A 24,598-nucleotide genomic window follows, 5' to 3' on the forward strand; every position below is an offset into this window, starting at 1 on the left:
AGCGTCCAGCGTCCAGCGTCCAGCGTCCAGCGTCCAGCGTCCAGCGTCCAGCGTCCAGCGTCCAGCGTCCAGCGTCCGAAATGTTATATTGTTGCAATACGTGTTTGTTATGTTATAACATATGCGTCTTTCGCGGAACCCGTTCGGGTCGCTTTTCATTTTTTCTTCCGCCATCAGGGGGTTATGTGTTGAAACGGTCTTTGTTGTATCTGGGCTGTATGGTGCTGCCGGGGTTGGCCAGCGCCGCTACTATTCAAGGGGTTGTCCTCGACAGTAAGGGGCAGCCTGTTAGTGACGCCACTGTGCAGGTTGTGGGCGCGCGCGATAGCGTGATGACTAACAGCCAGGGCGAGTTTTCGCTCGAAGACCTGTCCAGTGATGATCTCGAGCTGCATGTCCGCGCGCCGCGCTATATGCACAAGAATGTTCACGTTCACGGCAGTCGCTCCGACCTGGAAATCACCCTGGATGGCACGGTGATGGAAGTGGTCGATGTGACCGGTTTGCCTTGGCACGTGTCGCAGCTGGAGTCGGCCACGCCGGTGACCGTCCTGAGTGGTGACTCCTTGCGCGATGCGCAGTCCGGGACCTTGGGCGATACCCTGAATGAACAGGTCGGGGTGCACTCCAGTTACTACGGCCCTGTTGCGGGCACGCCGATTATTCGCGGTTTGTCTGGCCCGCGGGTGCTGGTGGCGCAAAACGGCCTGGATGTGGGTGATGTCTCGCGCTCGGGCCCCGATCACGCGGTTACCGCCGAGGCGACTACTGCGCGTCAGGTCGAGGTTCTGCGCGGCCCGGCCACCTTGTTTTATGGCAATGGCGCTATCGGCGGGGTAGTGAATGTGGTTGATGATCGCATTCCCCAAGATACCGACACATTCGGCCAGGTGCAGTTGGAGTACAACAGCGCCAGCGACGAGCCGGTGGTCGAGGGCAGCGCCAATGTGGGTGTCAGTGACAGTGTGGCACTGCACGTAGATGCCTTTTGGCGCGATGCGGACGATCTGGAAATTCCAGGTTACGCCGAGGTTGATCCCGATGCCGATGCGACCTACGGAATTTTAGAAAACTCTGCTTACGAAAGTCAGGGCGCCACCTTGGGCGGCAGCTACATTGGTGACAATGGTTTTACCGGTCTCAGCGTAGGGCGTTTAGAGCGCACTTATGGCATTCCGGGGCACAGCCACGATGGCGTTGCGGTACAGGCCGAGCTAGAGCAGGACCGTTTGCAGTTGGTGGGTGAGTACAGTCTGGATCACGATCTTCTCTCGGAAGTACGCTTTCGCTACGGCTATACCGATTACGAGCACCGCGAGCTTGAGGGGGACGCCATTGGCACCACCTTCGCTAACGAACTGCACGAAGCGCGTGTTGAGCTTTTTCATCAGCCGTTGAATGAGTGGCGCGGCGCGGTCAGTTTTCACGTCAAGCGTGAAGACACCGAAGCCCAGGGCGAAGAAGCTTTTACGCCTCCCTCGGTGACTGACTCGTTTGCGGTTGCATTAATGGAAGAAAAACACTACGGCGACTGGCTGGTGCAGTTGGGTGCCCGTGTCGAGCAAGTAGACATTGACGCGACCGGTGTGCGCTTGGACGGCGAAGGCGAGCGCGGGTTGTATCGAGTGGAGGAGTCCTTTACCCCTTATAGTTTTTCTGCGGGCACTGTGTGGGATTTTACCGAGGGCTACAACATAGGCCTATCGGTGTCCCACTCATTGCGCGCGCCCAGTGCCACCGAAACCTTGTCACTGGGGCCGCACATTGGTGCAGGCAGTTATGAGGTGGGCGCGCTTTTCGATGTCCTTGCCAACGATCACGGCGACTGGGTGGTGAACTTCTCCCACGAGCCGTTAGAGATGGAAACCGCCAACAATATCGATATATCGCTGCGTAAATTTTCGGACGATGTCGGTTTTGTAGTGGGCGCGTTTTATAACCGTGTAGACGATTTCTACTACGCACGCGCGACGGGGCTGGAGGCCGAATCCGGTCACGACCACGACCATGAGCACGAGCACGCCGAAGACACCCACGAGGACGAGCACGATCACGGCGATGAGGAAATGCTGCCGGTGTATCAATTTACCGCGGCGGATGTGGATTTATACGGTTTTGAAGGCGAGCTGCACTGGCAGGTGACCGATCCGTTAATGCTGCGTTTTACCACCGACTATATCCGCGCCTCGATACGCGACGGGGGTAACTTACCTCGCATTCCCCCTATGCGTGTAGGTGCACAGGCCGAATATGAAGTGGGCCCCTGGCGCCTGGATGCCGGAGCGACCCATTACTTTGAGGCCGATAAAACCGCCGAGTTTGAAACCGCCACCGATGAGTACACCTGGGTGACCGCCGAGGTGAGCTACCAGCTACCAATTGGCAGCGATGCCAAGGTGTTCGTTCGCGGCGACAACCTGCTGGATGAAACAGCCCGGGTTCACAGCTCGTTTATTAAAGATATTGCACCGCGTGCAGGCCGTTCGGTCTCCGCCGGTATTCGCGCTAGTTTTTAAAGAATGTGGAGTTTACAGATGTCGTTACAAAACAAAATGAAGCCTTTGTCAGCCGTTATTCTGGCGTTAATGCTGAGCGCCTGCGGCGACAGCGAAACCAATATTTACGCCGAAGATGTGGCCGAGCCGGATCACGACGAGGATCATGATCACGACCACGACGAGCTTAGCCAGTCGCGTCTGCTGGTGGTCGAGGCAGGTACCGAACTTGCCCATGTTTTCGACACCACCGACGGTGACGAGGTGGCAAGCTTAACGCTACCGGCCCCGATTGGTTACGCCTATTCTGTGCCCGGCAACCGCTATGCGGCTTTTGTTCATCGCGATGACAACTGGGTAAGCTTTGTCGATGGTGGTGTGTGGACGGAAGACCACGGTGATCACGATCACCCCTATGCCGAAGCGCCAGCTATTCAGGATTTTTTCCTGGATGGGGTTAAGCCCACCCATTACACGTTCAACGACGAGCAAGTGGCCGTTTTTTACGATGGCAACAGCGAAACCGGTGACCCGGCGGGCGTTGCCAGCTTTGACGCCCACGCTGTGGCAGACAACGGCATGGCTGCTACCTTGACCTTGTCTACTCATATGCACGGCGCCGCGCAGGTACGCGGTGAGCACTTGCTGGCAACCATTCGGGATGCAGACAGCGCGAGTACCCTGCCCGAGCAAGTGGCGTTGTACCACCTGCACGACACTGAATATGAGCAAGAAAAAGTTTTTGCCGAGACTTGTCCGGTACTGCACGGCAGCGCGCAAAACGAAAATCACATCTTCTTTGCCTGCGGCGATGGGGTACTCGTGATTGACGAGAGCGCAGACTTTGCGGCCAGCAAAGTGGCCAACGGCGATGCTCTACCCGAGGACGCCCGTATCGGCACACTGCGTGGGCACGACCACATTCACGATGCGGTGGGCTGGACCGGCGGCACGATCGTTTTGGTTGAGCCCGACGCCGATACACTCGAGACGCTCAGCTGGGAAAACAGCGCCGGCGCTTCGGTAGTCAGTGGTGAATTTGCCGATAGTGGCGAGCTGTTTGTTACCTTGCTGGATAACGGATCGCTGGTGGTGTTCGACAGCCACGACTGGAGTGTTCACGGTGAAGTCGAAGCCGTAGACGCCAGTGTGCTGGGCGAAGACCAGCGCTTAAAGCTGGTGGTCGAGCCCCAGGGGCACACGGCCTACATCGTTAACCCGGGCGCGCAAAGCGTTGCGCTGGTGGATCTGGAGGTGATGGAGGTCAGCACCAAGTGGGAGTTGGACTTTACGCCTTTGACCGCCGCGTGGGTAGGCTATGCCGAGGAGCATGAAGAGGGCGAAGATCACGATCACGAACAAGAGCATGATCATGAAGAAGGGGAGGGTCACGCTCACTAAGCTTGGGCGGTTAAAAGCCGCCGTTTGATGTGGTTGTAATTCGATGGCGCCAATCCTCTTTTGTGTTTTATGATAAAAGAGGATTAGGCGCCATTTTTGCTTGGCCCCAGGGACCCTTTCAGTTTCATCGCATGGACTTAGACCGACGTGGTAGTAGACCGCAAGAGCAAACAGCGCGATCTGGCGCAAGCGCTGGATGATTTACGTCAGTGGCAGGGCGCCTCAGCCATCTTGCCAGACGACGCCGTCGCCCCGTTGTTGCAGGCCCAGCGCCTGTCTTTCGAGGACTTTAATGCGCTTCATCCGGGCATTGATCCAGCTTGGGTGGTTGCCCTTTGGTTGGTCCGCAGCCTGCGCGATAACCTGTCGTTAGATCCGGCACTGATTCCCCGGGTCGATAAGCTGCAGCACTGGCTGCTGGCTTTTATTGCCCGCGAACAGGGCTCAGCGCTTTGGTCTGAACCCAACTGGTGCGAGGCGTTGGATCGTCTTCTCTTTCACTGGCAAACTTGGTACCCCCATTTGGGTAGGGCGGGCGAAAAGTTTTTAGCTCGCACCGAGCAGTTGTTGGATAGTCTGGCCGTGCAAGCGCCGCCAGTTGCCCTGGTTGCGGTTCAAGATTTTAATCGCCGCTGCGATCGCGATTTGGAGCGAGCCGCACAGTTGGCGGGGCGTATTCGCGATTCTGAACTGGGGCAGCAAAAAGTCCAGCAAGCGCAGCGCCAAGTGGATGAGAGTGTCAGCCAGTGGGTTGCTGGCAGCCGGTTGCCCGACCCGGTTTTGCGCTATGTGCGCGAACAGATGGGGCCGGCCTTGGCCTATTACCTGATTAACGATCAGCACCGCGAGTGGCAGCAGTGGGGTGAACTATTGCAGTCCTTGTGTGCGGTGTTTGCGCCCAATAAAACCTCCGAGCAACTGGCGCTTTTGCGGCGCAGCGCACAGGCTTTGGAGGCGCGGTTAAGCGCGACCAAACCGCCCCCTGGCTGCGACAATTTGGGGTATCACGAATTTATTAACGACGCCATTAGTGCTATTGAAAACTTGTTGGACGGTGGTTTAGTCGACGCTCATATCGCGCCGCCCATGTCTCGCCCGAAAGGTGTCGCACGTTTGCGCTCCCACCGCCGCGATGACCAGGCCCATCAACTGCGTTGTGGTGACTGGGTGATTTTTAGTTCGTCGCAGCAAGGTGAGCTGCGTTGTCAGTATTTGTTGCAGTCGCCGGTCAGTGACGAGCTGATTTTTATTAACCGTCAAGGTCACAAGGTGTGTCAACAGTCGGTAGGGAAATACTTGGATGCCCGCGATCTCGGCCACGCCGCGCCCGTGGCCGATATTAAGATTTACAGTACGGCTTTAAATCAAGCGGTTGCGCGTCTGCAATATTGCTATGCCGAGCAAAGTGCCCAGAGGCAGTTGCGACTGGCACTAGAGGCGCGCGAGCGCGAGAGCCAGCGGAGGATAAAAGCCGAGCGCGAGCGCACCATGGCCGCCCGCAGGCAGGCCGACAAGGCGGCGCGTCAGAAAGCCATGGCAGAGGAAATGGCGCGTTTGCAGGCGTTAAAGCTGGCGCGGGAAAAAGCCGAGCAAGAGGCCCAGCACGCCCTGCAGCAACAGCGCTTGCAGGCGGCCCTGGAGCGCGTAGACACGTTGCGCGAAGGAGCTTGGGCTGAAATTCTCCGCCCGGACGGCGGTCGTGAGCGCTGCTCCCTGGGCATGATAATGCCCTCTACGCAAAAATACCTGTTCTTTGATAAATACCAGCGCAAGGTCGGCGAGTGGCGTCGCGAAGCATTGGCGCAGCTGTTGCTGGATGAGTGCATCGAGTTCTTCGAGGCCGAGCCGGGCTTTGATAGCCGCCTGGAACAAATAGTCTTCGGTCAGCGCCGCGGCGAGATCGCCGCCCCCTAGCGCACTGTTGAAAAACCCCTTACGTGCTCAGCCTTTCAGGCTGGTTCGTAATCTAGGCGCCGCTTTGAAGGTGTGCGCCCACCCATCGAGAAGTGGCAACGACGAGTAGGGGCCAGCCTGCTAGCCCCTAAAACGGTGTCCGCAAGCCCCTTCCTCGTGGTATAAAAGCTATTCTGTGTGGCAGTAGGTTAGGGCGCCGCTTGAGTGGTTGCCGCACCTGCCCACCCTTGGGGGTGACGGAAAAAAGGAGCGAACAATGGGTGCCTCTGGCGTAGAAGAACAATACCAACAAGCCCAGGACTGTCTGGAGCAGGGTAAGTACAAAGCGGCGTTAAAACGGTTGGCCCCGTTATACCAAGCGCAGCCTCATAATACCGATATCATATTGGCAACGGTAGAAGCGCTAGTGGCGCTGGATCAGGGCACCAAGGCCCGCTCGCTGCTGTTGTACAGTTTAAAACGCGATCCGCGCCAGGCCCGATTGTGGGGCGCGCTGGCCGACAGCTACTGGGATGAAGACGATCAGGCTTCGGCTCATAAGGCGTTGGACAAAGCCCAGGTGGTGCTACCCAATCACTTCGACTTAATGCTGCAGCGGGCCGATTTTTATGCCGATTGTGAAGACCGCGAGGCGCTGCAGCAACAGTTTGATGCCGCCATTGCCGCACACCCAGAGTCCGAAGTAGCGCTGTTGCGCCATCGCGCCGAAGCTTTAATTGGCCTGGCTTACGGGGCCGACGATGACGAGGCACAGGTCAAAGGCGGTCTGGGAATGGTGTTTGCCGTGGTGCCGCTACAGGCGGCACTAAACGATTTAACCCGTATTATCGAGCGCGACGGCGATTGGAATCACTATTTTAAGCGCGCCGATGTTCACAAAAAGCTGCAGAACTATGACGATGCCATCGCCGATTTTGACGCGGCCCTGGCGCGCTTGCCCGAGTCCGAAACCGATCTGCGCGAGCACCTGCAGCAAGAGCGCGACGGCTGCTTGAACAACGGCCGCAACGAGCGCGAGCGCCTGGCGCAAAACATGCGTGAATCCTTGACCCAGGTCGATGCCAGGGGCGTGAGCCTGGAGGATCACATGGCCAATAATATGGTGCGCGCGGTGGCCAATCAGCACGCTCAGGGCGGCGATATACTCGCCCTGCTAGAAGAAGTGGGTGACGATCCCCAGGAACAGATGGCTTTTAATGTCGCCCAGGAGATTGTCGCTAATGCCACCGAAGCCCCGGCCGATTACACGGCGGTTGATCCTGCAGAGTTTCCCCCACCAGCTCGTAAGTACAACGCCCGAGTGGGCGCACAGTTGGCGGATCTAGGTTTTCACTCGCTGGGAGATTTTGAACCTCGCGGGCTGCGCCAGCAAATGGGGCGGGCGGTATTGGTGAGTATATTCGTTTGTGAAGATCACACCGTGGCCGCTGCCTGTTATCGCCTGACACCTTTGCGTCCAGCCTGGTGGCTGTGGCTTATCCAGTGCTTGCTGGGCCAGTATAAAAGCTCGGAGGTCGTCGAGTTCGAAAGTGTTACCGAAGAGGGTGACTACATCATTACCAACAACACAGCCCAGGTCAACGTCTTTAGCGCCCCCATCAAAGGGGTGGATCTATTGGCGATGGAACCCAAGGCTGGTTTGGCCGAAGTGCTGCGGGTTCATAATACCCGCCTGGCCGGTTGTCAGCTGCAGGCGCTTAGTGATACTGAGGCGCTGTTCGCCGAACAAGAGCGCCTGCGCCAGATAAAGGTCGAACATCGCCAAAGCATCGGCTATGTCACCGAAGAAGAGCTTAAAAAACTGCTGGGTAAGCACTATGATGGACTGGCTGAGCGAGTGAAAAAATACCTTAACCTATTGAGTTCACAATCGGTTTAATGAGTGAAAAAGGAGTTGACGATGGATCTGGATAAAATTGAAAAGCTCAACGAGCTGAAAGAAAAAGGCATGATTTCCGATGAGGAGTATCAGCGCGCTAAAGCCAAAGCCCTGGGCAGTGCCAGTGCCTCGGATGTAGTGGGCGATGTCGATAATCGCAGCTACAGCATGTTAATGCATCTGGCGCAATTGTGTGGCTTTGTCATTCCCATGTGCGGGCTGGTGGTGCCACTGATTATGTGGGTGGTCAAAAAAGACGATGCCTATATTAACGAGCAGGGCAAGGTGGTGTTTAACTGGGTGATCAGTTCATTTATCTACTTTGTGATCTGCATTGTGTTGGCGATCTTTATCATTGGTATTTTCCTGGTCATTGCCCTGGGCATTGTCTCTATCGTGTTTATTATTATGGGCGCCATTCGGGCCAAAGACGGCACGATTCAAAACTACCCTATGAGTATTCCGTTTTTTACCGTCGATCCGGGCGCCGTCGAAAAAGCTGAGGCGTTAGAGAAAAAGGACTAGGCCCCATGAAAGTCGCGGTGTTTAACACCAAGCGCTATGACCGGCAAAATTTGGAATCGATTGCCGGTCATGCGCTGACATACATCGAAGCACACTTAAACGCTCAAACTGCTCCTTTGGCCCAGGGGTTTGACGCCGTGTGCTGTTTTGTTAACGATGAGTTAAACGAGGCGGTGTTAACCCAGCTGGCCCAGGGTGGGGTAAAGTTGGTGGCCATGCGCTGCGCCGGGTACAACAATGTCGACATGCCTGTTGCAGAGCGCTTGGGGTTATCGGTATGCCGCGTGCCCGAGTACTCGCCCTACGCGGTGGCCGAACACGCCGCCGCGCTCATCTTAGATTTAAACCGCCATCTGCGCCGGGCCCACAACCGCGTGCGCGAGCAAGATTACTCGCTGGACGGCTTGCTGGGGTTCGATCTACATGGCAAAACCGTGGGTATTGTCGGCAGCGGCAAAATCGGCCAGGCCTTTGCGCGCATTATGCAGGGCTTTGGGTGCCGGTTGTTGGTCACGGATCCATACCCCAACGACACCATGGCAGCCATGGCCGACTATGTGTCCCAGCAAGAGCTCTGGCGCCAGGCGGATATCATTTCGTTGCACTGTCCGCTGCTCGACTCCACCTACCATCTGATCAACGCCGACAGCATCCGCCAGATGAAACCCGGGGTTATGATTATTAACACCAGCCGCGGTGGCTTGATTGACACCCGTGCCGTGATTGCCGGGCTCAAGTCGGGGTGTGTCGGTTATCTGGGGTTGGATGTCTACGAAGAGGAGGCCAGCCTGTTTTTTGACGACAAGTCCGACAGTATTATTCAGGACGATGTATTCGCCCGTCTGCTCACCTTTCCCAACGTGCTGGTTACCGGCCACCAGGGCTTTTTTACCCGCGAAGCGCTGGGCCAGATTGCCCGGGTGACGGGCGAGAACCTGGATGCGTTTGCCCGTGGCGAGCGCAGTGGCCCGACGTTTGTGGCCTGACTCGACAATTTTTCGGGGCGCGATATTCGCTGTCAGATAAATTATTCAAAAATATCGTCGCAACTCAAGCTGTACATAATCGTCGTTCCTGATTGTGTATAACGGGTCGGTGGCTGGGACATGGTCGAATACTCTTATTTCTGCCTCTAGAGACCAGTAATTGCTCAGCCTGCGGCTCGCCTCGACGGATAGAAACCGAGTTCCCCAATCCAGATCTACACTGGCCGAGGCCAGCACTTCGGTGCTTTGAAAATCGTTGAGTCGCCAGCGCGCGCCCACCGCCAGATCGTTCTGATAGGAGGTGGCACGGCGGCCGCGGCGATCATCAAACTGGTATTCCAGCAGCAGGCCCACATCCGCAGCCGAGTCGGCGATACCAAAAATGCTGTATTCAAAGCCACCCACCACGGCGGTGTTACGTCCGTCTCCCCGTTGCTTGACGCTGATCGCCTCCAGTTTCCATAACCAGGCGCCGTGGGTTTTTTGTAAATCCAGTCCGCTTTGCTCGATCAGGGGGTAGTAGGGCGCCAGTACCGGCGCGCGGTTTCCGGGCACGGGTTTTAAAATGGGTTTGCGCGATGTGCCGGAAAAGTGCGACAGCCCGATATCCCAGCTGCCTAACACCCGGCTCCAGCGCAACGCCAGATCGATGCGCTTTTTCCCTGAACTGGATTGGTAGCTGGCTTTGTCGTGGTCCACCACGCGTGCGTCTCGCAAGCGCCCCTCGGGGCCGGGAAAGCTTCGCTCGCGAAATCCCAGCAAGGCGAAAATTTCCACCGTGCCCCACGCTTGTTCTGATAACAAACTGAACATCGGTTGGCCGAGTTTTTCCTCGCCATCAATGTCTTCTACCCAGTCGGTTTGATTGATGATGTCCACCAGGTGAACCGTTTCGGTTACGCCCCAAAAGACCTGACGAATCCCGGCATAGAGTTCTTTGTCGTCCAGCTCGCGCCACCAATAAAGCTCCGACAAGTCGGCGTGAGATCGCTCGGCGTCGGCGCTGTCGATTCGGGCAAAAGCCGAGATCACCAGGCGCTGGCGATAATTATCCCAATCGCGGTAGTAATCGAGTTGTGCGGCGACGGAATAGGCGTTGTCGGCTTGCTCGGCGTAGAGGTTGCTCTGCGTAAACCAGCGCGACTGTAAATCCACCGAGCCGCTAAGCTCACTGGTCTCAGCCGATACCTGCGCCGCGAGTAGGGTCCATAGTAGCAGCGCCGGAACTGCAGCTCTCAGTTGCGCCTTTAAAGAAACATAAAACATATCGTTAAAACAGCGGGCGCTACCTGGCCCGTTTAAGACTGTTTTTATTGAAGTCCCGATCCGAAAAGCCATTTTGAAACTGCCATTGGGTAAAGGTTAGCTCGGTACTTTTGCCGGTTTGGTGGTTAACCATTTCGAAGGTTTCGGCGCGCCAGTACTGGTCGAGATGCTGGCGATAATTGGACGCGGTCAGAGTTTTTAAATGCTCGCCCTTGCGGTCATAAAAATCAATTTTCCAGACGCGGTACTCGCTCTTATCAAGCCAAACCTCCTGTCGCGAATAGCCGGACTTGGGATCAACCGGAATGCGTTCAATAACAAAATGATCGCGTGCGTCAAAGTGCTCATCTCGAAGGTAGCGGTAGGTGTATTTTTCGATTTCCTGTGACGATAAATCTTCAAAGGCAAACTCGCTGCCCATAAAAGGGCCAGATTTGTTGCTCGATGAAATTCGCTTTACGCGCTTTAGCGCGGGCAGGTACAGCCACTGATCATCGGGCCCTGTTTTGTGGGTGAATGACAAAAACGCAGTGCCCTTCACATCGCGAGGGTTGTCAAAAACAATCAGAGTTTTGTCTCCGTCGTTTTGCTGCTCCAGCGTTTTGCTGCGCATGCGCCTTTCGGTTTGTTCGCCGTGTCGGTTGCGCAGCACCATCGCCATTTGGCTGCTGGTATCGCCAAAGCCGGCATCTCTGCGGTCGGCCTCGCGAGCAATGTTAAGGCCCCTTTTCTGAGAGGCGTCGCTCGGAGTGTCGGCCAATAGATTCGTCGACGGGGTTATGAAGATAGTGAAACATAGCATTAAGCGTCTAAACGGAGTTGCGTACATAGTCGGTGCCCTCGCTATCAGTAGTTGAAAGGGTTAAATGGCTGGGTTGGCGTTCTTTGCAGAGGCTTAACAGGGCGGGTAAAAGAGTGAAAACGGCTACGAGCGCAAAGGCGATAGTGATGGCGGTCAATACGGCCATCTTGGCATTCATGCCGAAGGAGGATTGGGCCAGCACGGTAAATCCGGCCACCAAAATAATCGATGTCACTACAATAGCGGCGCCCACAGAGTTAAAGGCGTAGCGAATGGCCGCGTTATTGTCGAGGCCCAGCTCCACACGGGCGCGTTGATACTTGCTGAGAAAGTGCACGGTGTCATCCACCACAATCCCCAGCGCCATACCCGCCACCATGGAAATGGCGACGTTAATCTCGCCCACCAGACCGCCCCAAACCCCAAAGGCCAGACCTGCGGGTAGCAAAGTTGGCAGTAGGCTTATGATTCCCAGTCGTAAACTTCGCAGCGCGAGCATGATGAGTGCCGCGATAATGAATACGGCCACCAAGGTGCCTATCAGCATGTTCTTAATATTGCGTTCGGCAATATAGGCGAACATGATGGCCGGGCCCACGCCGTGAGCTTGCAGCCCCGTTTTTTGTTGCAGCCATCGAGTCCCCCGCTCGGCGAATTGGCGCAATTGCGCCGAGGGCATATCTTTGAGGGTCACCACAAGCTGGGTCGAAGACTTTTTGACATTGAGCCGGTTGTTTAAATCCAGCCCGTAGGGCAAGGATAACTCGTACAGCAGCAGGTACTGAGCCGCCAGCTCAGCGTCGTTTGGCAGGCGATAAAAGTTTGGGTTGTCGGCATGCAAATTTTTATTAAGGCGCTGAAAGGTATCGCTGATGGAGTTGACGTGACGCACCTCCGGTTGTTGGCGCAACCATTGGGTAAAGTCGTGAACCTTGCGCAGAAACAGCGGATGGCTGACGCCGTTTTCGATGTTTGAATTGAGCGAGTACTGCACCTGATAAATGCCGGAGAAATGCTCATTGATAAAGTCAGTGTCCTGGCGAAAGGATGTGGACTCATCAAAGTAGGTGACAAAGTTATCGTCTAACTCATTAAGCGGAATCAGCGCTAATAAGCTCGCCGACACCAGTGTTACAGCCATTAAAACCCCCTTGGGGTGGTGCACGACGACATTCGCGAGGCGGTCGATAGTGCGATCGCCGACGGTTGCGCTTTGGGATTGGCGCGCTCTTAGCGGCAAGAGAGCAATGAGCGCGGGTAGCAGAGCCGTTGAGTAGACAAACGCGGCCATCACGCCAATGGCGGTAATGTTTCCCAGATCCCGAAAGGGTTGTGCATCGCTGAAGTTCATCGACAAGAAGCCCACCGCCGTGGTGGCCGATGTGAGAAATACCGGCCCAAGATTGACGCGGATACTCTCGCGCAGCGCTTCCAATTTACCCAGCCCTCGCCGCATGCCGGCGAGCAAGGTGATCAGAATGTGGATGGAGTCGGCCACGGCCAGGGTCATAATGATCGTGGGCGCCGCTGACGAGGGGGGCGTTAATTGAATACCAATATGACCCGCGGCCCCCATGGCTGAGAGTATGGAAAAAACAATAACCGCTGTCGTGGCGAGTGTGGCGGTGACCGAGCGCAACAGTAAAACGGTAATAAGTAAGATGACGCCATACATCATCGGGATTAGGCTGCTCATGTCGTTCATGGAGGCCTCGAAAAAGGCGTTAAACAACATCACCGTGCCCGTAGCCCGCACTTGCACGCCGTATTCGTTCTCAATGTTTTTCATTAATGCCCGAGCGGCGGCGACGGCTTCGGGGCCGGCATTCATGGATTTGTCGGGCAGCTGGAAGGTGACATTGACACCGACGATGGAGCCATCGGTGTTAACCAGCTTGCCTGCAAGGGCGGGCTCATTCAGGGCGATAGCCTTGGCCGCATTGCGCTCGGTGGGTGTCATGTCGATGGCGTTTTCCACCAAATCCTGGACCACCAGGCTGTCGCCATCGGCGCGGGTGTGTTGAAAGTTGGTCACCGAGTCGACGCGCAGAGAATAGGGCAGCTGCCAAGCCTGTTCTGTAAGCTGCTCAACCGCTGCAAGCGTATTGGCGGAAAAGCCCTCGCCCTCGCGGGGCACCACGGCGAACAGAATATTGTCCACTTTGGTGTAGGTGCGCTGGAGCTGCTCAAACGCTTGGCGCTGGGGGTTATCTTCGCTAAAGAAAACCCGGTAGTCGTTGTTCATTTGCACAAACCGCCCGCCCGATGCGGCCAGTATTGCCAGCGCGATGGATGCCAGTAGCACCCACCAGCGCCAGCGGATTACCCAATCGGCATAACGTGCGGCCCAGTGATGGCCGTTATTGTACGTGTGCATGGTGTTGTCTCCCTGTCTTTACGTCGCTTCCCGGTGCTTAATGGGTTCCGCGAATGGGGTAGTGATTGTCGGGATTGAGGATGAATTTAAGCCCCATCAGGATGGAGGCGGGCTCTGGGCGAGAAAAAGGCACGTTGGCAATATCAACCACAAAGAGTTCGCCTTTGCGGTTAATGGCAAACAGGGCGGGCTCGGCAAAGGGGTGATCTGTTTCGGTATTGGCCAGTGGGGTGGAAATATAGAGCCCGAGCCGTCTCATTTGGGCGACGCTCAAGCCGTAGCCTACCTCAAAATCCGGCGCCACCGACTTCATCTGCTCGCGCGCTTGCACGGCGCTGTCGGCCGAGACCGCGACCACATCCACACCCAGCGTCCGGAACTCCGGCAGCTGATGGTTCAGTTTTTTCAAGTGGTTGGTGCACAGAGGGCAGTGCTTGCCTCGATAGATAACGATCAGTCGCCACTGATATCCCTCGGGCGGCCGCGAGAGGTCCAGCTCTCCGCCTTCGAGTTTAGGCGTGGTAACGGCGGGGATTGTCTCGCCGGGCGTCAGTTTGGTGGAAGTCATATCGTCTCCATTTCTCGATAGTGTTTTGTAGTGATCGTTATTAAAGTCTATTTCCGAGGTGTGGGTCAAGGGGTTTTGTTGTGATCGATACAAAACATTGGTTGGGGTGACGGGTACGCGATATGGAAAAGATGTAACGGGGATAGGGTGGTCGGGTAGTCTTCGTGTTAAACTGCTAGAGTTTCATAGCGTTTAATATGTAAACGGCTACGGACTTCTAAGAGGCACTGGTGCAAATGACGAAGAAAAAAACCGGCAGACCGCTGTCTTTCGATAGAGGCGAAGCTTTGTTGGCCTCAATGCATGTGTTTTGGGCTAAGGGCTATGAAGGGGCGTCAATTAAAGATCTTACGTCCGCCATGGGTATTAATAGCCCCAGTCTGTATGCGGCGTTTGGCGATAAGCACCAGTTGTATTTGCAAGCTATCGACCACTACGCATCCAACGACGCCTGCGCACCGCTGGTAGCGTTTGAGACCGAGCCGGATATTGTTCAGGCTGTGCGCTCGTTTTTACTGGCGGTCATCGATTATAGCGTCGGCAACTCCAGTGGTGTGCGCGGCTGTTTTTTGAGTTCGTGCGTGTCCACCAGTGCGGGCGAGGTCGAGGGCGCACAGGAGCGGTTGCACAGTGCGATCGCGGAAACTGACGCGCGTATCGCGAGAAGGTTTGAGCTAGAAAAGGCGCGCGGGGCCTTGCCCGAGAGCTTCCCCTCGTTTGAGCGTGCCCAGTTGATGCTGGATCTGCGCCAGGGTTATGTGTTCCGTTGCCGCGCCGGGCAAGATGCTGACAGCATGCGGGCTGATATTGAGTTCAGAGTTAATATGGTACTGGCTCCGCCCCTTACGGTTTCGCCCGATTAAGAGTGTGTCGTTTCGGGGGCGATGGTGATCGTTTGCCGGGGAGCCTGTCGCCATCTTGGCTCGTTGAAATCGTGGCATATCGCTGAACGTTTGGTGTACAATCGCGGCCTTCTTTTTTTAACCTATCCCCTTTCAACAATCCGGTAGTGCCAGCGCTGCCCGTTAGTGTAGGAATTGTCCATGTTTGATAAAAGCCAAACAATCGCCTCGTTTGACCCCGAAATCTGGGACTCTATCGAGAACGAAAGCCGTCGTCAGGAAGAGCACATCGAGCTGATTGCCTCTGAAAACTACACCAGCCCGCTGGTAATGGCGGCCCAAGGCACCAAACTGACCAACAAATACGCCGAAGGTTATCCGGGTAAGCGCTACTACGGTGGCTGCGAGTACGTCGACAAAAGCGAGCAGTTGGCCATCGAGCGCGCCTGCGAATTGTTTGGCGCCGATTACGCCAATGTCCAGCCGCACTCGGGTTCACAGGCCAACGGTGCGGTATACCAGGCGCTGTGTAAGCCGGGCGACACCATTTTGGGTATGAGCCTGGACGCCGGTGGTCACCTGACTCACGGTGCCAAGCCTAATTTCTCGGGCAAGACCTACAACGCGGTGCAATATGGCTTGAACCCGGACACAGGTCTGGTGGATATGGAAGAGGTAGAGCGCCTGGCCGTGGAGCACAAACCCACCATGATCGTGGCTGGTTTTTCGGCTTACTCGCAGGTGTTGGATTGGGCCAAGTTCCGCGAAATCGCCGACAAAGTTGGCGCTTACTTACTGGTTGATATGGCCCATGTGGCCGGTTTAGTGGCAGCGGGCGTATACCCCAGCCCCATCCCCCACGCTCACGTGGTGACCTCAACCACCCACAAAACTCTGCGTGGGCCCCGTGGCGGTATCATCCTGGCCAAAGCCAACGAAGAGATTGAGAAAAAGCTCAACTCGGCGGTATTCCCCGGCGGTCAGGGCGGCCCTTTAATGCACGTAATCGCCGCCAAGGCCATCAGCTTTAAAGAAGCCATGAGCGATGATTACAAAACCTACCAACAGCAGGTGGTTAAAAATGCTAAGGCGATGGCCAAGGTGTTTCTGGAGCGCGGCCTGGATGTGGTCTCCGGCGGTACCGAAAACCACCTGATGCTGGTAAGCCTGATCGGTAAAGAGTACTCGGGTAAAGACGCCGATGCCGCGCTGGGCGAGGCCAACATCACCGTAAACAAAAACGCGGTACCCAACGACCCACGCTCACCGTTTGTTACCAGTGGCCTGCGCGTAGGCACCCCGGCCATCACCACCCGCGGCTTTGGCGAAAGCGAATGTACCGATCTGGCCCACTGGATGTGCGACGTACTCGACGGCCTGGAAAAAGGCAATGCCGAAGAGGCCATCGCCAGCGTGAAGCAGAAAGTGTTGGATGTGTGCGCGAAGTTTCCGGTTTATGGTTAATGGGCGCTGCGCGCGTCTGAGGTCGGATGTCTGACGTCAGACGCGCTGAACGCGGATTGCATAACGCGGGACGTTCAAAGGGTGGCTCTATTATCGAGCCGCCTTTTTTTATTTGGGCCGCCCATAAAATCATGCCGAAACTCGTTTTATCAAGGATAGGGGCAGTATTACCATCTTGTTCCGCGTTCCGCGTTCCGCGTTCCGCGTTCCGCGTCAGACATCCGACCCCAGACGTCCGACAGTTTTTTTTGCCCAAAATTTAACCTTGCTTTCCTCCCCCAAACTCCCTAGAATACCGCGCCCCTGTACCCTCTGGGTGCGGGTAGTAACCGGCTAAGCCCTGTGCTCGGCCACTCCTTGTCTTACCGGCAATGGCTGGAAGACTTTAATCCGTAAGGAGCGATTAATGCGTCATTACGAAATCGTATTTATGGTCCACCCGGACCAAAGCGAACAAGTGCCCGGTATGATCGAGCGCTACACCGCTACCGTTACCAACGGTGGTGGCCAGGTTCACCGCCTGGAAGATTGGGGTCGCCGTCAACTGGCTTACTCCATCAACAAAATCCATAAAGCACACTATGTTCTGATGAACGTTGAGTGTAGCGACGAAGCGCTCGAAGAGCTGACCACCAACTTCCGCTACAACGATGCCGTGCTGCGTAACATGGTTATCCGCACTGACGAGGCTGTTACCGAAGAGTCTCCGATTGCCAAGGCTGACAAAGAGAGCCGCGAGCGCAAGCAACCGCGCGCCCCACGTCGTGAAGAGTCTGAAAAGCCTGCCGAAAAGTCTGAAGAGAAATCAGAAGACAAAGCAGAAGAACAGACTACCACCGAGAAAGAGGGAGAATAATCCATGGCTCGTTTTTTCCGTCGCCGCAAGTTCTGCCGTTTCACTGCTGAAGGTGTAAAACAGATCGACTACAAAGATCTGGAAACACTGAAAGCCTACATCACTGAAACCGGTAAAATCGTACCCAGCCGTATCACGGGTACTAAAGCCAAGTACCAGCGTCAGCTGTCCACTGCTGTTAAGCGTGCACGCTACCTGGCACTGCTGCCGTACACCGACAGCCACGAGTAAGACTAACAGTTGTGCGCGCGCTGGCTGAATTTATTATGCGTGGCCGCGCTCAGGCTGCAGCGGTTGCCCTGTTAGGGCACTGGATTCCTCTACTGAGTCCGGCCACTGTTGCCCTGGTAACGCTTAGGCGGGGCCTGGCCGATGGGGCCATGGTTTTAGCCTGGGCAATGTTGCCCGCGATAGTGCTGGTCGCTATGGGGCAACACAACGCCGCACTGGCCATTATTGGCGCCGTCAGTATCTTTTTGACGGCAGGCATATTGCGCCGCAGTGCATCATGGCAGCACACCTTAATGGGGTTGGTAGCATTAAATACCCTGGGTGCGCTGTTGCTGGGAGCTGCTTTACCGCAGCTGGTCAGCGCCGCTGTCGACGGCATTGGTGAGATTTTAAAAGCCATTGTCGCCGAGGCCGAGCAGCCCATATCGCTGCCCGAGCCCAATGCCACCATGGTGTTGGGTTTATTGGCCGCCATGACCACCTTAAGTGGTGCACTGGGGCTGGTGTTAGGGCGCTGGTGGCAGGCGCTGCTGTACAACCCGGGCGGTTTCGCAGCCGAGTTTCGCGCTTTGCGCTTAGGCCCGGTGGCAGCGTTGGTGAGCTTGGGAGCAGCGCTTTACTGCTACCTGCAGCCGGCCACTATGGCGGTCTGGGCGTTGGTGTTTGCGCAGCCCTTGTTGTTCGCTGGTATTGCCTTGGTGCATTCGCTGGTGGCAAAGAAAGGCATGGGCGTGCAGTGGTTGGTGTTGTTTTACTCGGCGCTGATATTGTTGCAGCCGTTTAAGATTCTGTTAGTGATCGTCGCCTTTGGCGACACGTGGTTGGATATTCGCGGACGCATTAAGCCCAAACAGGTTTAATCCCGCAGGCAAAATTGAAACTAGAGGGTTAACGAGATGGAAGTTATTCTGCTCGAGAAAGTAGGTAAGCTGGGCGCCATTGGCGACAAAGTTACCGTTAAGTCAGGCTTTGGCCGCAACTTCCTGGTTCCGCAAGGTAAAGCGGTACCGGCAACGGCGTCTAACATTGCCGAATTTGAAGCGCGTCGCGCTGAGCTGGAAGCCGCTGCTGCGGAGAAGAAAGCCGAAGCCGAGAAGCGTGCCGAGAAACTGGCCGATCTGGCCGTTACCATCGAAGCCAACGCTGGCGACGAAGGTAAGCTGTTTGGTTCTATCGGTACTCGCGATATCGCCGAAGCCATCACCGCCGCCGGTGTTGATGTGGTGAAATCTGAAGTTCGTCTGCCGGAAGGCGTTATTCGCGAAGTTGGCGAATACGACATCGACGTTCAGGTTCACGCCGAAGTGATCCAGGCGATCAAACTGTCTGTTGTTCCCGAGTAAGTCTATCTACCGCCCGGGCTAAGCACCGGGCGTTAGTCTTACACGGCTGACAAACCGACAAAAATCGGGCACTATCGACAGCTTGACTGTTCGGGTGTCCGATTTTTTTTGCCCGCAATTTAAGGAATAAAAACTGCCGTCATGTCTTCCGAGGCTCTCACAAATTACAGCGCCGATAACGATGCCCCCACCAAGGGCGCACTGCCCAGCTCGGTAGAGGCCGAGCAGGCCGTATTGGGCGGCCTGATGTTGGACAACAGCCGCTTGGATGCGGTGCTGGAAATTGCCTCAGAGGTCGATTTTTACCGCGACGATCATAAGCAAATCTTGCGAATGATGATCGAGCTGCAGGAAGACGCCCAGCCGCTAGACCCCGTAACCTTATCCGAAGCGCTGGAGCGCCACGGCGAATTAGAGCGCGTGGGTGGGCTGGGTTACCTGACCGAGCTGGCCGCCAATACCCCGGGCGCGGCGAATATTACCGCCTATGCGCGTATCGTGCGCGAGCGCTCCACCCTGCGCCAGCTGATTGCCGCCGCGCAAGACATCAGCCAATCCAGCTACAACCCGGCGGGACTCGACTCAGATGATCTGTTGCAGTTGGCGGAAAAGCGCGTTGCGCAGATTGCCGAAGATCGCCCCAAAGAGGGCGGCCTGCGCGAAGTGAACGGGCTGCTGAAAGAGACCGTCGAGCGCATTGACGAGCTGTTCCGCTCCGGCGACGACGTTACCGGCGTGCCCACCGGGCTGACCGATCTGGACACCAAAACCTCGGGCTGGCAACCGGGCGAGCTGATTATTCTCGCGGCCCGTCCTTCTATGGGTAAAACCGCGCTGGCACTCAACTTTGTCGAATCAGCTATTTTCAGCCAGAGCACCCCGCGTCCGGTGCTGGTTTTCAGTATGGAAATGCCCTCGGCCGCGCTGGTGATGCGGATGATGTCCTCCATCGGCCGAATCGACCAGGGCCATATGCGCAACGGTAAGCTCACTGAAGAGGATTGGCCCAAGCTGTCGGCCGCGGTGAGTAAAATGAAAGACAAGCCGCTGTTCATCGACGACACTCCGGGCCTGACACCCCAGGAAATGCGCGCCCGTACCCGGCGTATCGCCCGCGAGCACGGCAACCCCGGCATGATTATGGTGGATTATCTGCAATTGATGCAGGTGGCCGGTTCCACCGAAGGTCGTACCCAGGAAATCTCGGAAATTTCCCGCGCCCTAAAAGCCCTGGCCAAAGAATTTGACTGCCCGGTCATCGCCCTTTCACAGCTTAACCGCAGTGTGGAGCAGCGCCCCAACAAGCGCCCCATGAACTCGGACTTGCGTGAATCCGGTGCCATCGAGCAGGACGCCGACGTTATTCTGTTTATTTACCGCGATGAATACTACAACGAAGACAGCCCCGATAAGGGTGTGTCCGAACTCATCGTGGGTAAACAGCGTAATGGTGAAGTCGGCACAGTGCGCGCGGCCTTTGTGGGTAAGTACACAAGGTTTGATAACTTGGCGGCGGATTATTTTGCGCAGCAGGATGATTATTAAGAAGTCTGACGACGGACGTCTGAGGTCTGACGCAACTCTCAAGGGCGCGGCCCTTCTGTAAGCATCAATGGGGTTTCGACGCCCCGGCTAATTGATACACTGCAGGTCTAATAAATCGAGACAAAGGATGTTGTGATATGCGTTTTCGATCCGTTTTTCCCCCGATACTAGCCGCCGTTTTGGTTGGCTGCGGCGGTGGCTCGTCGGACACGGCTGATTCCGCTCCCGCTCCCGAACCCGAGACTCCAATAGGTTTTGAGCTTGAGACCTCTGTGATCGAACTGGTAGAGGATGGCGTGGCCAATGGCATGCTTGAGTTTGCAGTCGAAGGGGCTCAGTATTCAAGTGTTAGTGTCTCTGCGACAAGCCTCCCCGGCAAAGGCAGGTTATGGCTGGAAGAGTCAGGTACGTTCGTTTATGCGCCCGAGGCAGACCAGACGGGTGCCGACAGTTTTGAGGTTCAGCTTTCCTCTAAAGGTCAAACTTCGCGCACCTTCCGAATTCCGATTCAAATCGAGCCGGTGAATGATGCTCCGGTTGTCGAGGTAACCGAAGGAAATTTTCCCCCGGTGGGGCGCTCCTCGGTGTTGTCGTTTCGTGTCGTCGATCCAGATTCGGAGATCAAAGACGTGCACGCCGATCTCGACGGCAAGTCTCTGACGCCAATGTCCGTTGACGACGGACTCTATCGTTATCAAATTCAACTCGACAATCAGGCGAGCGTCGATTTTCGCGAGCCTCTCGTGCTGACGGTTTCACTGCGCGAAGGCAACACGCGACTGGAAGACCGCCTTCATTTATACCGCTCTTTGCCCGGCAAGCGGGACGGCGCCTACACCATTATGGGCTCGGCAGATAAACCGGGCTATGATCTGGTGTTATTGTCAGATCAATACACCGCCGACCAGCTGCCGCTTTTTCATCGGGACATTGATCAGTTCTTGCAGGCCAAGCTTCACGAGCCCGCCATTAATCAGACGCTGGGCCACTGGAACCTGCACGTGCTTTTTGCGCCGGTAGAGGACGACTCTATCAGTCAGTTTCTGATTGGCGATGTCTGTGAAGGGATGTGCGGTGATAACGAGCTCATAGAGCAAACCGCACGGACTGCGTTTTCACAGTACGATCAAAGCATGGTGATACTCAATACCGAACAGCGCGGTGGCGCAGCGGGGGTGGTTGCCGTGACCAGCCGGGTAGATGTTGAAGCGGTCGGTTGGCACGAACTTGGACACCTCTATGCGAATTTGGCCGATGAGTACGACTCTCGCGCGGCGATTAGCGAGCACTCGGCATTGTCGTCCAAACCTCAACTGGCGTCGCCGCCCAATGTGACATTTGATTCCGAGCCGCGAAACGCCCCCTGGGCTCACTGGATAGAAAATTTTGACGATGTACCCGGCACCGAGAATGCTTCCAGCGACCAGGGAGTGGGTTTGTTCCTGGGCGCTGACGCCAGCGCAGCTATGGCGTATCGACCCACATTCACCAGCATGATGCGCAGTGGCAGCGACCCTTTGGGTCCGGTCAATAGCGAAGCCTGGATCTTGGGCATCTACCCCTATCTGGACATCGAGAACGCCGCCTATCCCGCCGAGCGCACCATTCAAAGCGAGGCTTCCGTGGTGTTCGGACTGGAGGGATTGTCGTACTCGCCCCTGCATCGCTTCCAGTGGCGCGTTGATGGTGTGATAAGCGCGGAGAATGCTTTGAGTTTTCAGTGCTGTGAGGCCAATGGCAGCCGCATCGTTCAATTAGAGGTGATCAGTACAACCCCTATGGTGCGGTTGCTCGAGCCTGAGAACCTGGTCGATACCATCAGCTGGACGCTTGAATAAACCGCTTGCGCAACAAGTGCTGACTCAATTGATCAAACCTTCCATTGAGTGCTGTGCCGCGAACGAATAGCGGCTGCTCCCAAGGGGGCGTCGCTCACCCTCCTTGCGGGGATTGACCCCCGAAGTGGCAGCGTCGAAAATACTGTTTAGCGTTCAGCGCCGTCCCCCATTAACCGTTCCCCGTTTCCCGGTCTTTTACAATGAACTCCCAAGCTCGCCTTCTCGATAAGCTCGCTAAAGACCTAAAACCCGGCCGCCTAGAATGGATCGGCCTGCGCAGCGCTCATCGCGGTGAGATTCAAGTCGTGGGGTCAGCCGAAGCAATTGCTAATAGGGGGCTTGCGGGCGATCATCGCAGCAGCAAAACCCCTGGCTCGGGGCGGCAGGTGACGCTGATAAGTCGTGAATTTATCCAGCAAATTTGCCTGCATACGGGTTTTGCTGAGATTGACCCTGTTCTGCTTCGCCGTAACCTCGTGGTCAGCGGGTTAAACCTTAATTTACTGCGCCATCAGCGGGTGCAGATTGGTGAGGTGATTATCGAGCCTGCGGCTCTGTGCCACCCCTGCTCGCGCATGAACCAGAACCTGGGGCCGGGCGGCGCCGCGGCCATGTACGGCTACGGTGGTTTATGCGCCAGAATCGTCCAGGGCGGCCGGTTAAGTGTCGGAAATAGCGTAGTGCGCCTGCCCCGTGAACCCGGTCAGCCGGGCCAATCACAAGGTTCTTTATTTGCTCGTTAGCATCCGCGCGGGCGTGGTTGGCGTATTATTGTCTGCGTTTTGCGTCAGGCACCAAACGTCAGCCCTCAGGCATTCAACCTCGCCCAAAAAATGTACATCCCCCGCCCGAAAGTGTATTATCCGCCCCCCGGAATTCACGGGTAGTTTGAGGCCATTATGCAGGTTTTCCATCATATTCGTTCTCTGCGCGACGCCCTGGCTGAGGCGCGGCGCGCGGGCAAGCGCATAGGCTTTGTGCCCACCATGGGTAACTTGCACGATGCCCACTTGGCGCTGGTTAAACAGGCTCAATCTACCTGCGATTGCGTGGTGGCCAGTATCTTCGTTAACCGTTTGCAGTTTGGTCTTAACGAAGACTGGGACCGCTACCCGCGCACTCTGGCCGACGATACCGCTAAGCTGGAATCCATTGGTTGCGACTATCTTTTCTGTCCTGAAGAGACCGAAATGTACCCCAACGGCATGGATGAGCAGACCCGTGTCATTGTACCCGCCATGACCGATGTACTCTGTGGCGCCAGTCGTCCGGGGCATTTTGAAGGTGTGACCACGGTGGTGACGAAGCTGTTTAATATTGTGCAGCCGGATGAAGCGGTTTTTGGCGTCAAAGACTTTCAGCAGCTGGCGGTTATTCGCCGAATGGCGGAAGATTTGTGCATGCCGGTGAAAATCACCGCGGGCGAGATTTACCGCGAAGACGACGGTTTGGCGCTAAGCTCGCGTAACGGCTTTATTACCGACGACGAGCGACCCCGCGTAAGCCAGCTAAACCGCACGCTGAATTGGCTGGGCGAGCAAATAAAGGCCGGACGGCGCGATTTTCTGGCCTTGCAAGACGAGGGGCGCGGGCAAATTGAGAACGCGGGTTTTAAGGTGGATTACCTGGAAATCTGCAACAGTCGCACGCTAAAACCGGCGGCAGACGATGACAGGGAGCTGACAGTCCTGGGGGCCATGTATACGGAAGGGGCCCGTTTGATTGATAATATATCGCTGGAAGTGGTCTAACAGCCTGCTAAACTTCCGGCGCTGGTGCCAAGGCGCCAATGATGAATACTGAAGGAGGAGCCCATGCTCTCTACCATGCTTAAAGGCAAACTGCATATGGCCGCCGTCACCCAGGCTGAGCTGTGGTACGACGGCTCCTGCGCCATTGATGCCGATCTGGTAGAACTGGCCGGACTGCGCGAGTTTGAACAGATAGATATTTACAACGTCAACAACGGCGAACGCTTTACCACCTATGTGATTCTGGCCGAACGCGGCTCTGGCACCATTTCTATGAACGGCGCCGCCGCGCGCAAAGTACAGGTGGGTGATCGGGTGATTATCGGCGCCTACGGCCAGTACACCGAGCAGCAGCTGGAAGGCTACAAGCCACGTCTGGTCTATCTGGACGACAAAAACAAAGTTGAGCGCACCACCAATACCATTCCGATGCAACTAGTGTAAAAGTCTGACGTCGGATGTCAGATGCGGGACGCGGATAGCGGAACGCAGGACGCTAAATAAAAAAGGGCGAA

At 56.1% G+C, this 24,598-nt stretch carries 21 protein-coding genes; 17 read left to right on the plus strand and 4 right to left on the minus strand.

The features are described from left to right. The first annotated feature begins 185 nt into the window (after positions 1-185). The 6 genes from M6D89_RS14885 (at position 186) to M6D89_RS14910 (ending at position 9,200) form a co-directional block, all read left to right on the plus strand. The gene (locus M6D89_RS14885; RefSeq protein ID WP_253968886.1) at positions 186-2,516 is read left to right on the plus strand and encodes a TonB-dependent receptor domain-containing protein; all 2,331 of its coding nucleotides are present in this window, start codon (positions 186-188) and stop codon (positions 2,514-2,516) included. Positions 2,517-2,534: 18 nt separating this feature from the next. Further along, positions 2,535-3,896: a YncE family protein gene (locus M6D89_RS14890; RefSeq protein ID WP_253968887.1), complete on the plus strand. Its 1,362-nt coding sequence runs from the start codon at positions 2,535-2,537 to the stop codon at positions 3,894-3,896. A gap of 147 nt (positions 3,897-4,043) precedes the next feature. Beyond that, positions 4,044-5,810: a DUF1631 family protein gene (locus M6D89_RS14895; protein WP_253968888.1), complete on the plus strand. Its 1,767-nt coding sequence runs from the start codon at positions 4,044-4,046 to the stop codon at positions 5,808-5,810. Between the two features lie 256 nt (positions 5,811-6,066). After that, the gene (locus tag M6D89_RS14900) at positions 6,067-7,689 is read left to right on the plus strand and encodes a tetratricopeptide repeat protein (protein ID WP_253968889.1); all 1,623 of its coding nucleotides are present in this window, start codon (positions 6,067-6,069) and stop codon (positions 7,687-7,689) included. Positions 7,690-7,710: 21 nt separating this feature from the next. Then, the gene (locus M6D89_RS14905; RefSeq protein WP_253968890.1) at positions 7,711-8,214 is read left to right on the plus strand and encodes a magnetosome magnetite crystal formation protein family; all 504 of its coding nucleotides are present in this window, start codon (positions 7,711-7,713) and stop codon (positions 8,212-8,214) included. A gap of 5 nt (positions 8,215-8,219) precedes the next feature. Beyond that, complete coding sequence (locus M6D89_RS14910; RefSeq protein ID WP_253968891.1) at positions 8,220-9,200, plus strand: 2-hydroxyacid dehydrogenase; 981 nt, start codon at positions 8,220-8,222, stop codon at positions 9,198-9,200. A 45-nt stretch (positions 9,201-9,245) separates the two neighbouring features. On the opposite strand, the gene M6D89_RS14915 is transcribed toward M6D89_RS14910, so the two are convergent. The 4 genes from M6D89_RS14915 to M6D89_RS14930 are packed head-to-tail and all read right to left on the minus strand — an operon-like array spanning position 9,246 to position 14,213. Next, positions 9,246-10,466 (minus strand): hypothetical protein, encoded by a 1,221-nt coding sequence (locus tag M6D89_RS14915; RefSeq protein ID WP_253968892.1) that lies wholly within the window; start codon positions 10,464-10,466, stop codon positions 9,246-9,248. A 19-nt stretch (positions 10,467-10,485) separates the two neighbouring features. After that, positions 10,486-11,226 carry an outer membrane lipoprotein-sorting protein gene (locus M6D89_RS14920; protein ID WP_253968893.1) on the minus strand — a complete coding sequence of 247 codons (741 nt, stop codon included), beginning with the start codon at positions 11,224-11,226 and terminating at the stop codon, positions 10,486-10,488. 49 nt (positions 11,227-11,275) lie between these two features. Next, a complete protein-coding gene (locus tag M6D89_RS14925; RefSeq protein ID WP_253968894.1) occupies positions 11,276-13,645 on the minus strand; it encodes an efflux RND transporter permease subunit in 2,370 nt (789 codons plus the stop codon). A 37-nt stretch (positions 13,646-13,682) separates the two neighbouring features. After that, entirely contained in the window at positions 13,683-14,213 is a 531-nt protein-coding gene (locus M6D89_RS14930) for a peroxiredoxin-like family protein (RefSeq protein WP_253968895.1), read from the minus strand. A gap of 236 nt (positions 14,214-14,449) precedes the next feature. Between M6D89_RS14930 and M6D89_RS14935 the strand changes: the two genes are divergently transcribed. From M6D89_RS14935 to panD, 11 genes are all read left to right on the plus strand, one after another. Continuing rightward, positions 14,450-15,076: a TetR/AcrR family transcriptional regulator gene (locus M6D89_RS14935; RefSeq protein WP_253968896.1), complete on the plus strand. Its 627-nt coding sequence runs from the start codon at positions 14,450-14,452 to the stop codon at positions 15,074-15,076. A 180-nt stretch (positions 15,077-15,256) separates the two neighbouring features. After that, positions 15,257-16,519, plus strand: coding sequence for a serine hydroxymethyltransferase (gene glyA / locus M6D89_RS14940; RefSeq protein ID WP_253968897.1), 1,263 nt, complete (start codon positions 15,257-15,259; stop codon positions 16,517-16,519). Between the two features lie 406 nt (positions 16,520-16,925). Further along, positions 16,926-17,375, plus strand: a complete 450-nt coding sequence (gene rpsF / locus M6D89_RS14945) for a 30S ribosomal protein S6 (protein ID WP_253968898.1) — start codon at positions 16,926-16,928, stop codon at positions 17,373-17,375. Between the two features lie 3 nt (positions 17,376-17,378). Continuing rightward, positions 17,379-17,606, plus strand: coding sequence for a 30S ribosomal protein S18 (gene rpsR / locus M6D89_RS14950; protein ID WP_020209937.1), 228 nt, complete (start codon positions 17,379-17,381; stop codon positions 17,604-17,606). An 11-nt stretch (positions 17,607-17,617) separates the two neighbouring features. Further along, positions 17,618-18,466 carry a hypothetical protein gene (locus tag M6D89_RS14955; RefSeq protein WP_253968899.1) on the plus strand — a complete coding sequence of 283 codons (849 nt, stop codon included), beginning with the start codon at positions 17,618-17,620 and terminating at the stop codon, positions 18,464-18,466. Between the two features lie 36 nt (positions 18,467-18,502). Further along, entirely contained in the window at positions 18,503-18,949 is a 447-nt protein-coding gene (rplI, locus tag M6D89_RS14960; RefSeq protein ID WP_253968900.1) for a 50S ribosomal protein L9, read from the plus strand. A 141-nt stretch (positions 18,950-19,090) separates the two neighbouring features. After that, entirely contained in the window at positions 19,091-20,494 is a 1,404-nt protein-coding gene (dnaB, locus tag M6D89_RS14965) for a replicative DNA helicase (protein ID WP_253968901.1), read from the plus strand. 137 nt (positions 20,495-20,631) lie between these two features. Continuing rightward, positions 20,632-22,332: a M64 family metallopeptidase gene (locus M6D89_RS14970; RefSeq protein WP_253968902.1), complete on the plus strand. Its 1,701-nt coding sequence runs from the start codon at positions 20,632-20,634 to the stop codon at positions 22,330-22,332. 200 nt (positions 22,333-22,532) lie between these two features. Then, a complete protein-coding gene (locus M6D89_RS14975; protein ID WP_253968903.1) occupies positions 22,533-23,075 on the plus strand; it encodes an MOSC domain-containing protein in 543 nt (180 codons plus the stop codon). Between the two features lie 156 nt (positions 23,076-23,231). Next, positions 23,232-24,083: a pantoate--beta-alanine ligase gene (gene panC / locus M6D89_RS14980; RefSeq protein ID WP_253968904.1), complete on the plus strand. Its 852-nt coding sequence runs from the start codon at positions 23,232-23,234 to the stop codon at positions 24,081-24,083. Positions 24,084-24,146: 63 nt separating this feature from the next. Next, positions 24,147-24,527, plus strand: a complete 381-nt coding sequence (gene panD / locus M6D89_RS14985; protein WP_253968905.1) for an aspartate 1-decarboxylase — start codon at positions 24,147-24,149, stop codon at positions 24,525-24,527. Positions 24,528-24,598: the final 71 nt, after the last annotated feature.

It is taken from the genome of Gilvimarinus xylanilyticus, from assembly GCF_024195295.1.
GTDB classification, from domain to species: domain Bacteria; phylum Pseudomonadota; class Gammaproteobacteria; order Pseudomonadales; family Cellvibrionaceae; genus Gilvimarinus; species Gilvimarinus xylanilyticus.

What these genes read in the sequence shown, in the direction of transcription:
- M6D89_RS14910 (WP_253968891.1), top strand. Translation starts at nt 8,220, where the DNA reads ATGAAAGTCGCGGTGTTTAACACCAAGCGCTATGACCGGCAAAATTTG.
- M6D89_RS14925 (WP_253968894.1), bottom strand. Translation starts at nt 13,645, where the DNA reads ATGCACACGTACAATAACGGCCATCACTGGGCCGCACGTTATGCCGAT.
- M6D89_RS14905 (WP_253968890.1), top strand. Translation starts at nt 7,711, where the DNA reads ATGGATCTGGATAAAATTGAAAAGCTCAACGAGCTGAAAGAAAAAGGC.
- rpsR (WP_020209937.1), top strand. Translation starts at nt 17,379, where the DNA reads ATGGCTCGTTTTTTCCGTCGCCGCAAGTTCTGCCGTTTCACTGCTGAA.
- M6D89_RS14915 (WP_253968892.1), bottom strand. Translation starts at nt 10,466, where the DNA reads ATGTTTTATGTTTCTTTAAAGGCGCAACTGAGAGCTGCAGTTCCGGCG.
- panD (WP_253968905.1), top strand. Translation starts at nt 24,147, where the DNA reads ATGCTCTCTACCATGCTTAAAGGCAAACTGCATATGGCCGCCGTCACC.
- M6D89_RS14930 (WP_253968895.1), bottom strand. Translation starts at nt 14,213, where the DNA reads ATGACTTCCACCAAACTGACGCCCGGCGAGACAATCCCCGCCGTTACC.
- panC (WP_253968904.1), top strand. Translation starts at nt 23,232, where the DNA reads ATGCAGGTTTTCCATCATATTCGTTCTCTGCGCGACGCCCTGGCTGAG.
- M6D89_RS14890 (WP_253968887.1), top strand. Translation starts at nt 2,535, where the DNA reads ATGTCGTTACAAAACAAAATGAAGCCTTTGTCAGCCGTTATTCTGGCG.
- M6D89_RS14970 (WP_253968902.1), top strand. Translation starts at nt 20,632, where the DNA reads ATGCGTTTTCGATCCGTTTTTCCCCCGATACTAGCCGCCGTTTTGGTT.
- rpsF (WP_253968898.1), top strand. Translation starts at nt 16,926, where the DNA reads ATGCGTCATTACGAAATCGTATTTATGGTCCACCCGGACCAAAGCGAA.
- M6D89_RS14935 (WP_253968896.1), top strand. Translation starts at nt 14,450, where the DNA reads ATGACGAAGAAAAAAACCGGCAGACCGCTGTCTTTCGATAGAGGCGAA.
- dnaB (WP_253968901.1), top strand. Translation starts at nt 19,091, where the DNA reads ATGTCTTCCGAGGCTCTCACAAATTACAGCGCCGATAACGATGCCCCC.
- M6D89_RS14975 (WP_253968903.1), top strand. Translation starts at nt 22,533, where the DNA reads ATGAACTCCCAAGCTCGCCTTCTCGATAAGCTCGCTAAAGACCTAAAA.
- M6D89_RS14900 (WP_253968889.1), top strand. Translation starts at nt 6,067, where the DNA reads ATGGGTGCCTCTGGCGTAGAAGAACAATACCAACAAGCCCAGGACTGT.
- glyA (WP_253968897.1), top strand. Translation starts at nt 15,257, where the DNA reads ATGTTTGATAAAAGCCAAACAATCGCCTCGTTTGACCCCGAAATCTGG.
- rplI (WP_253968900.1), top strand. Translation starts at nt 18,503, where the DNA reads ATGGAAGTTATTCTGCTCGAGAAAGTAGGTAAGCTGGGCGCCATTGGC.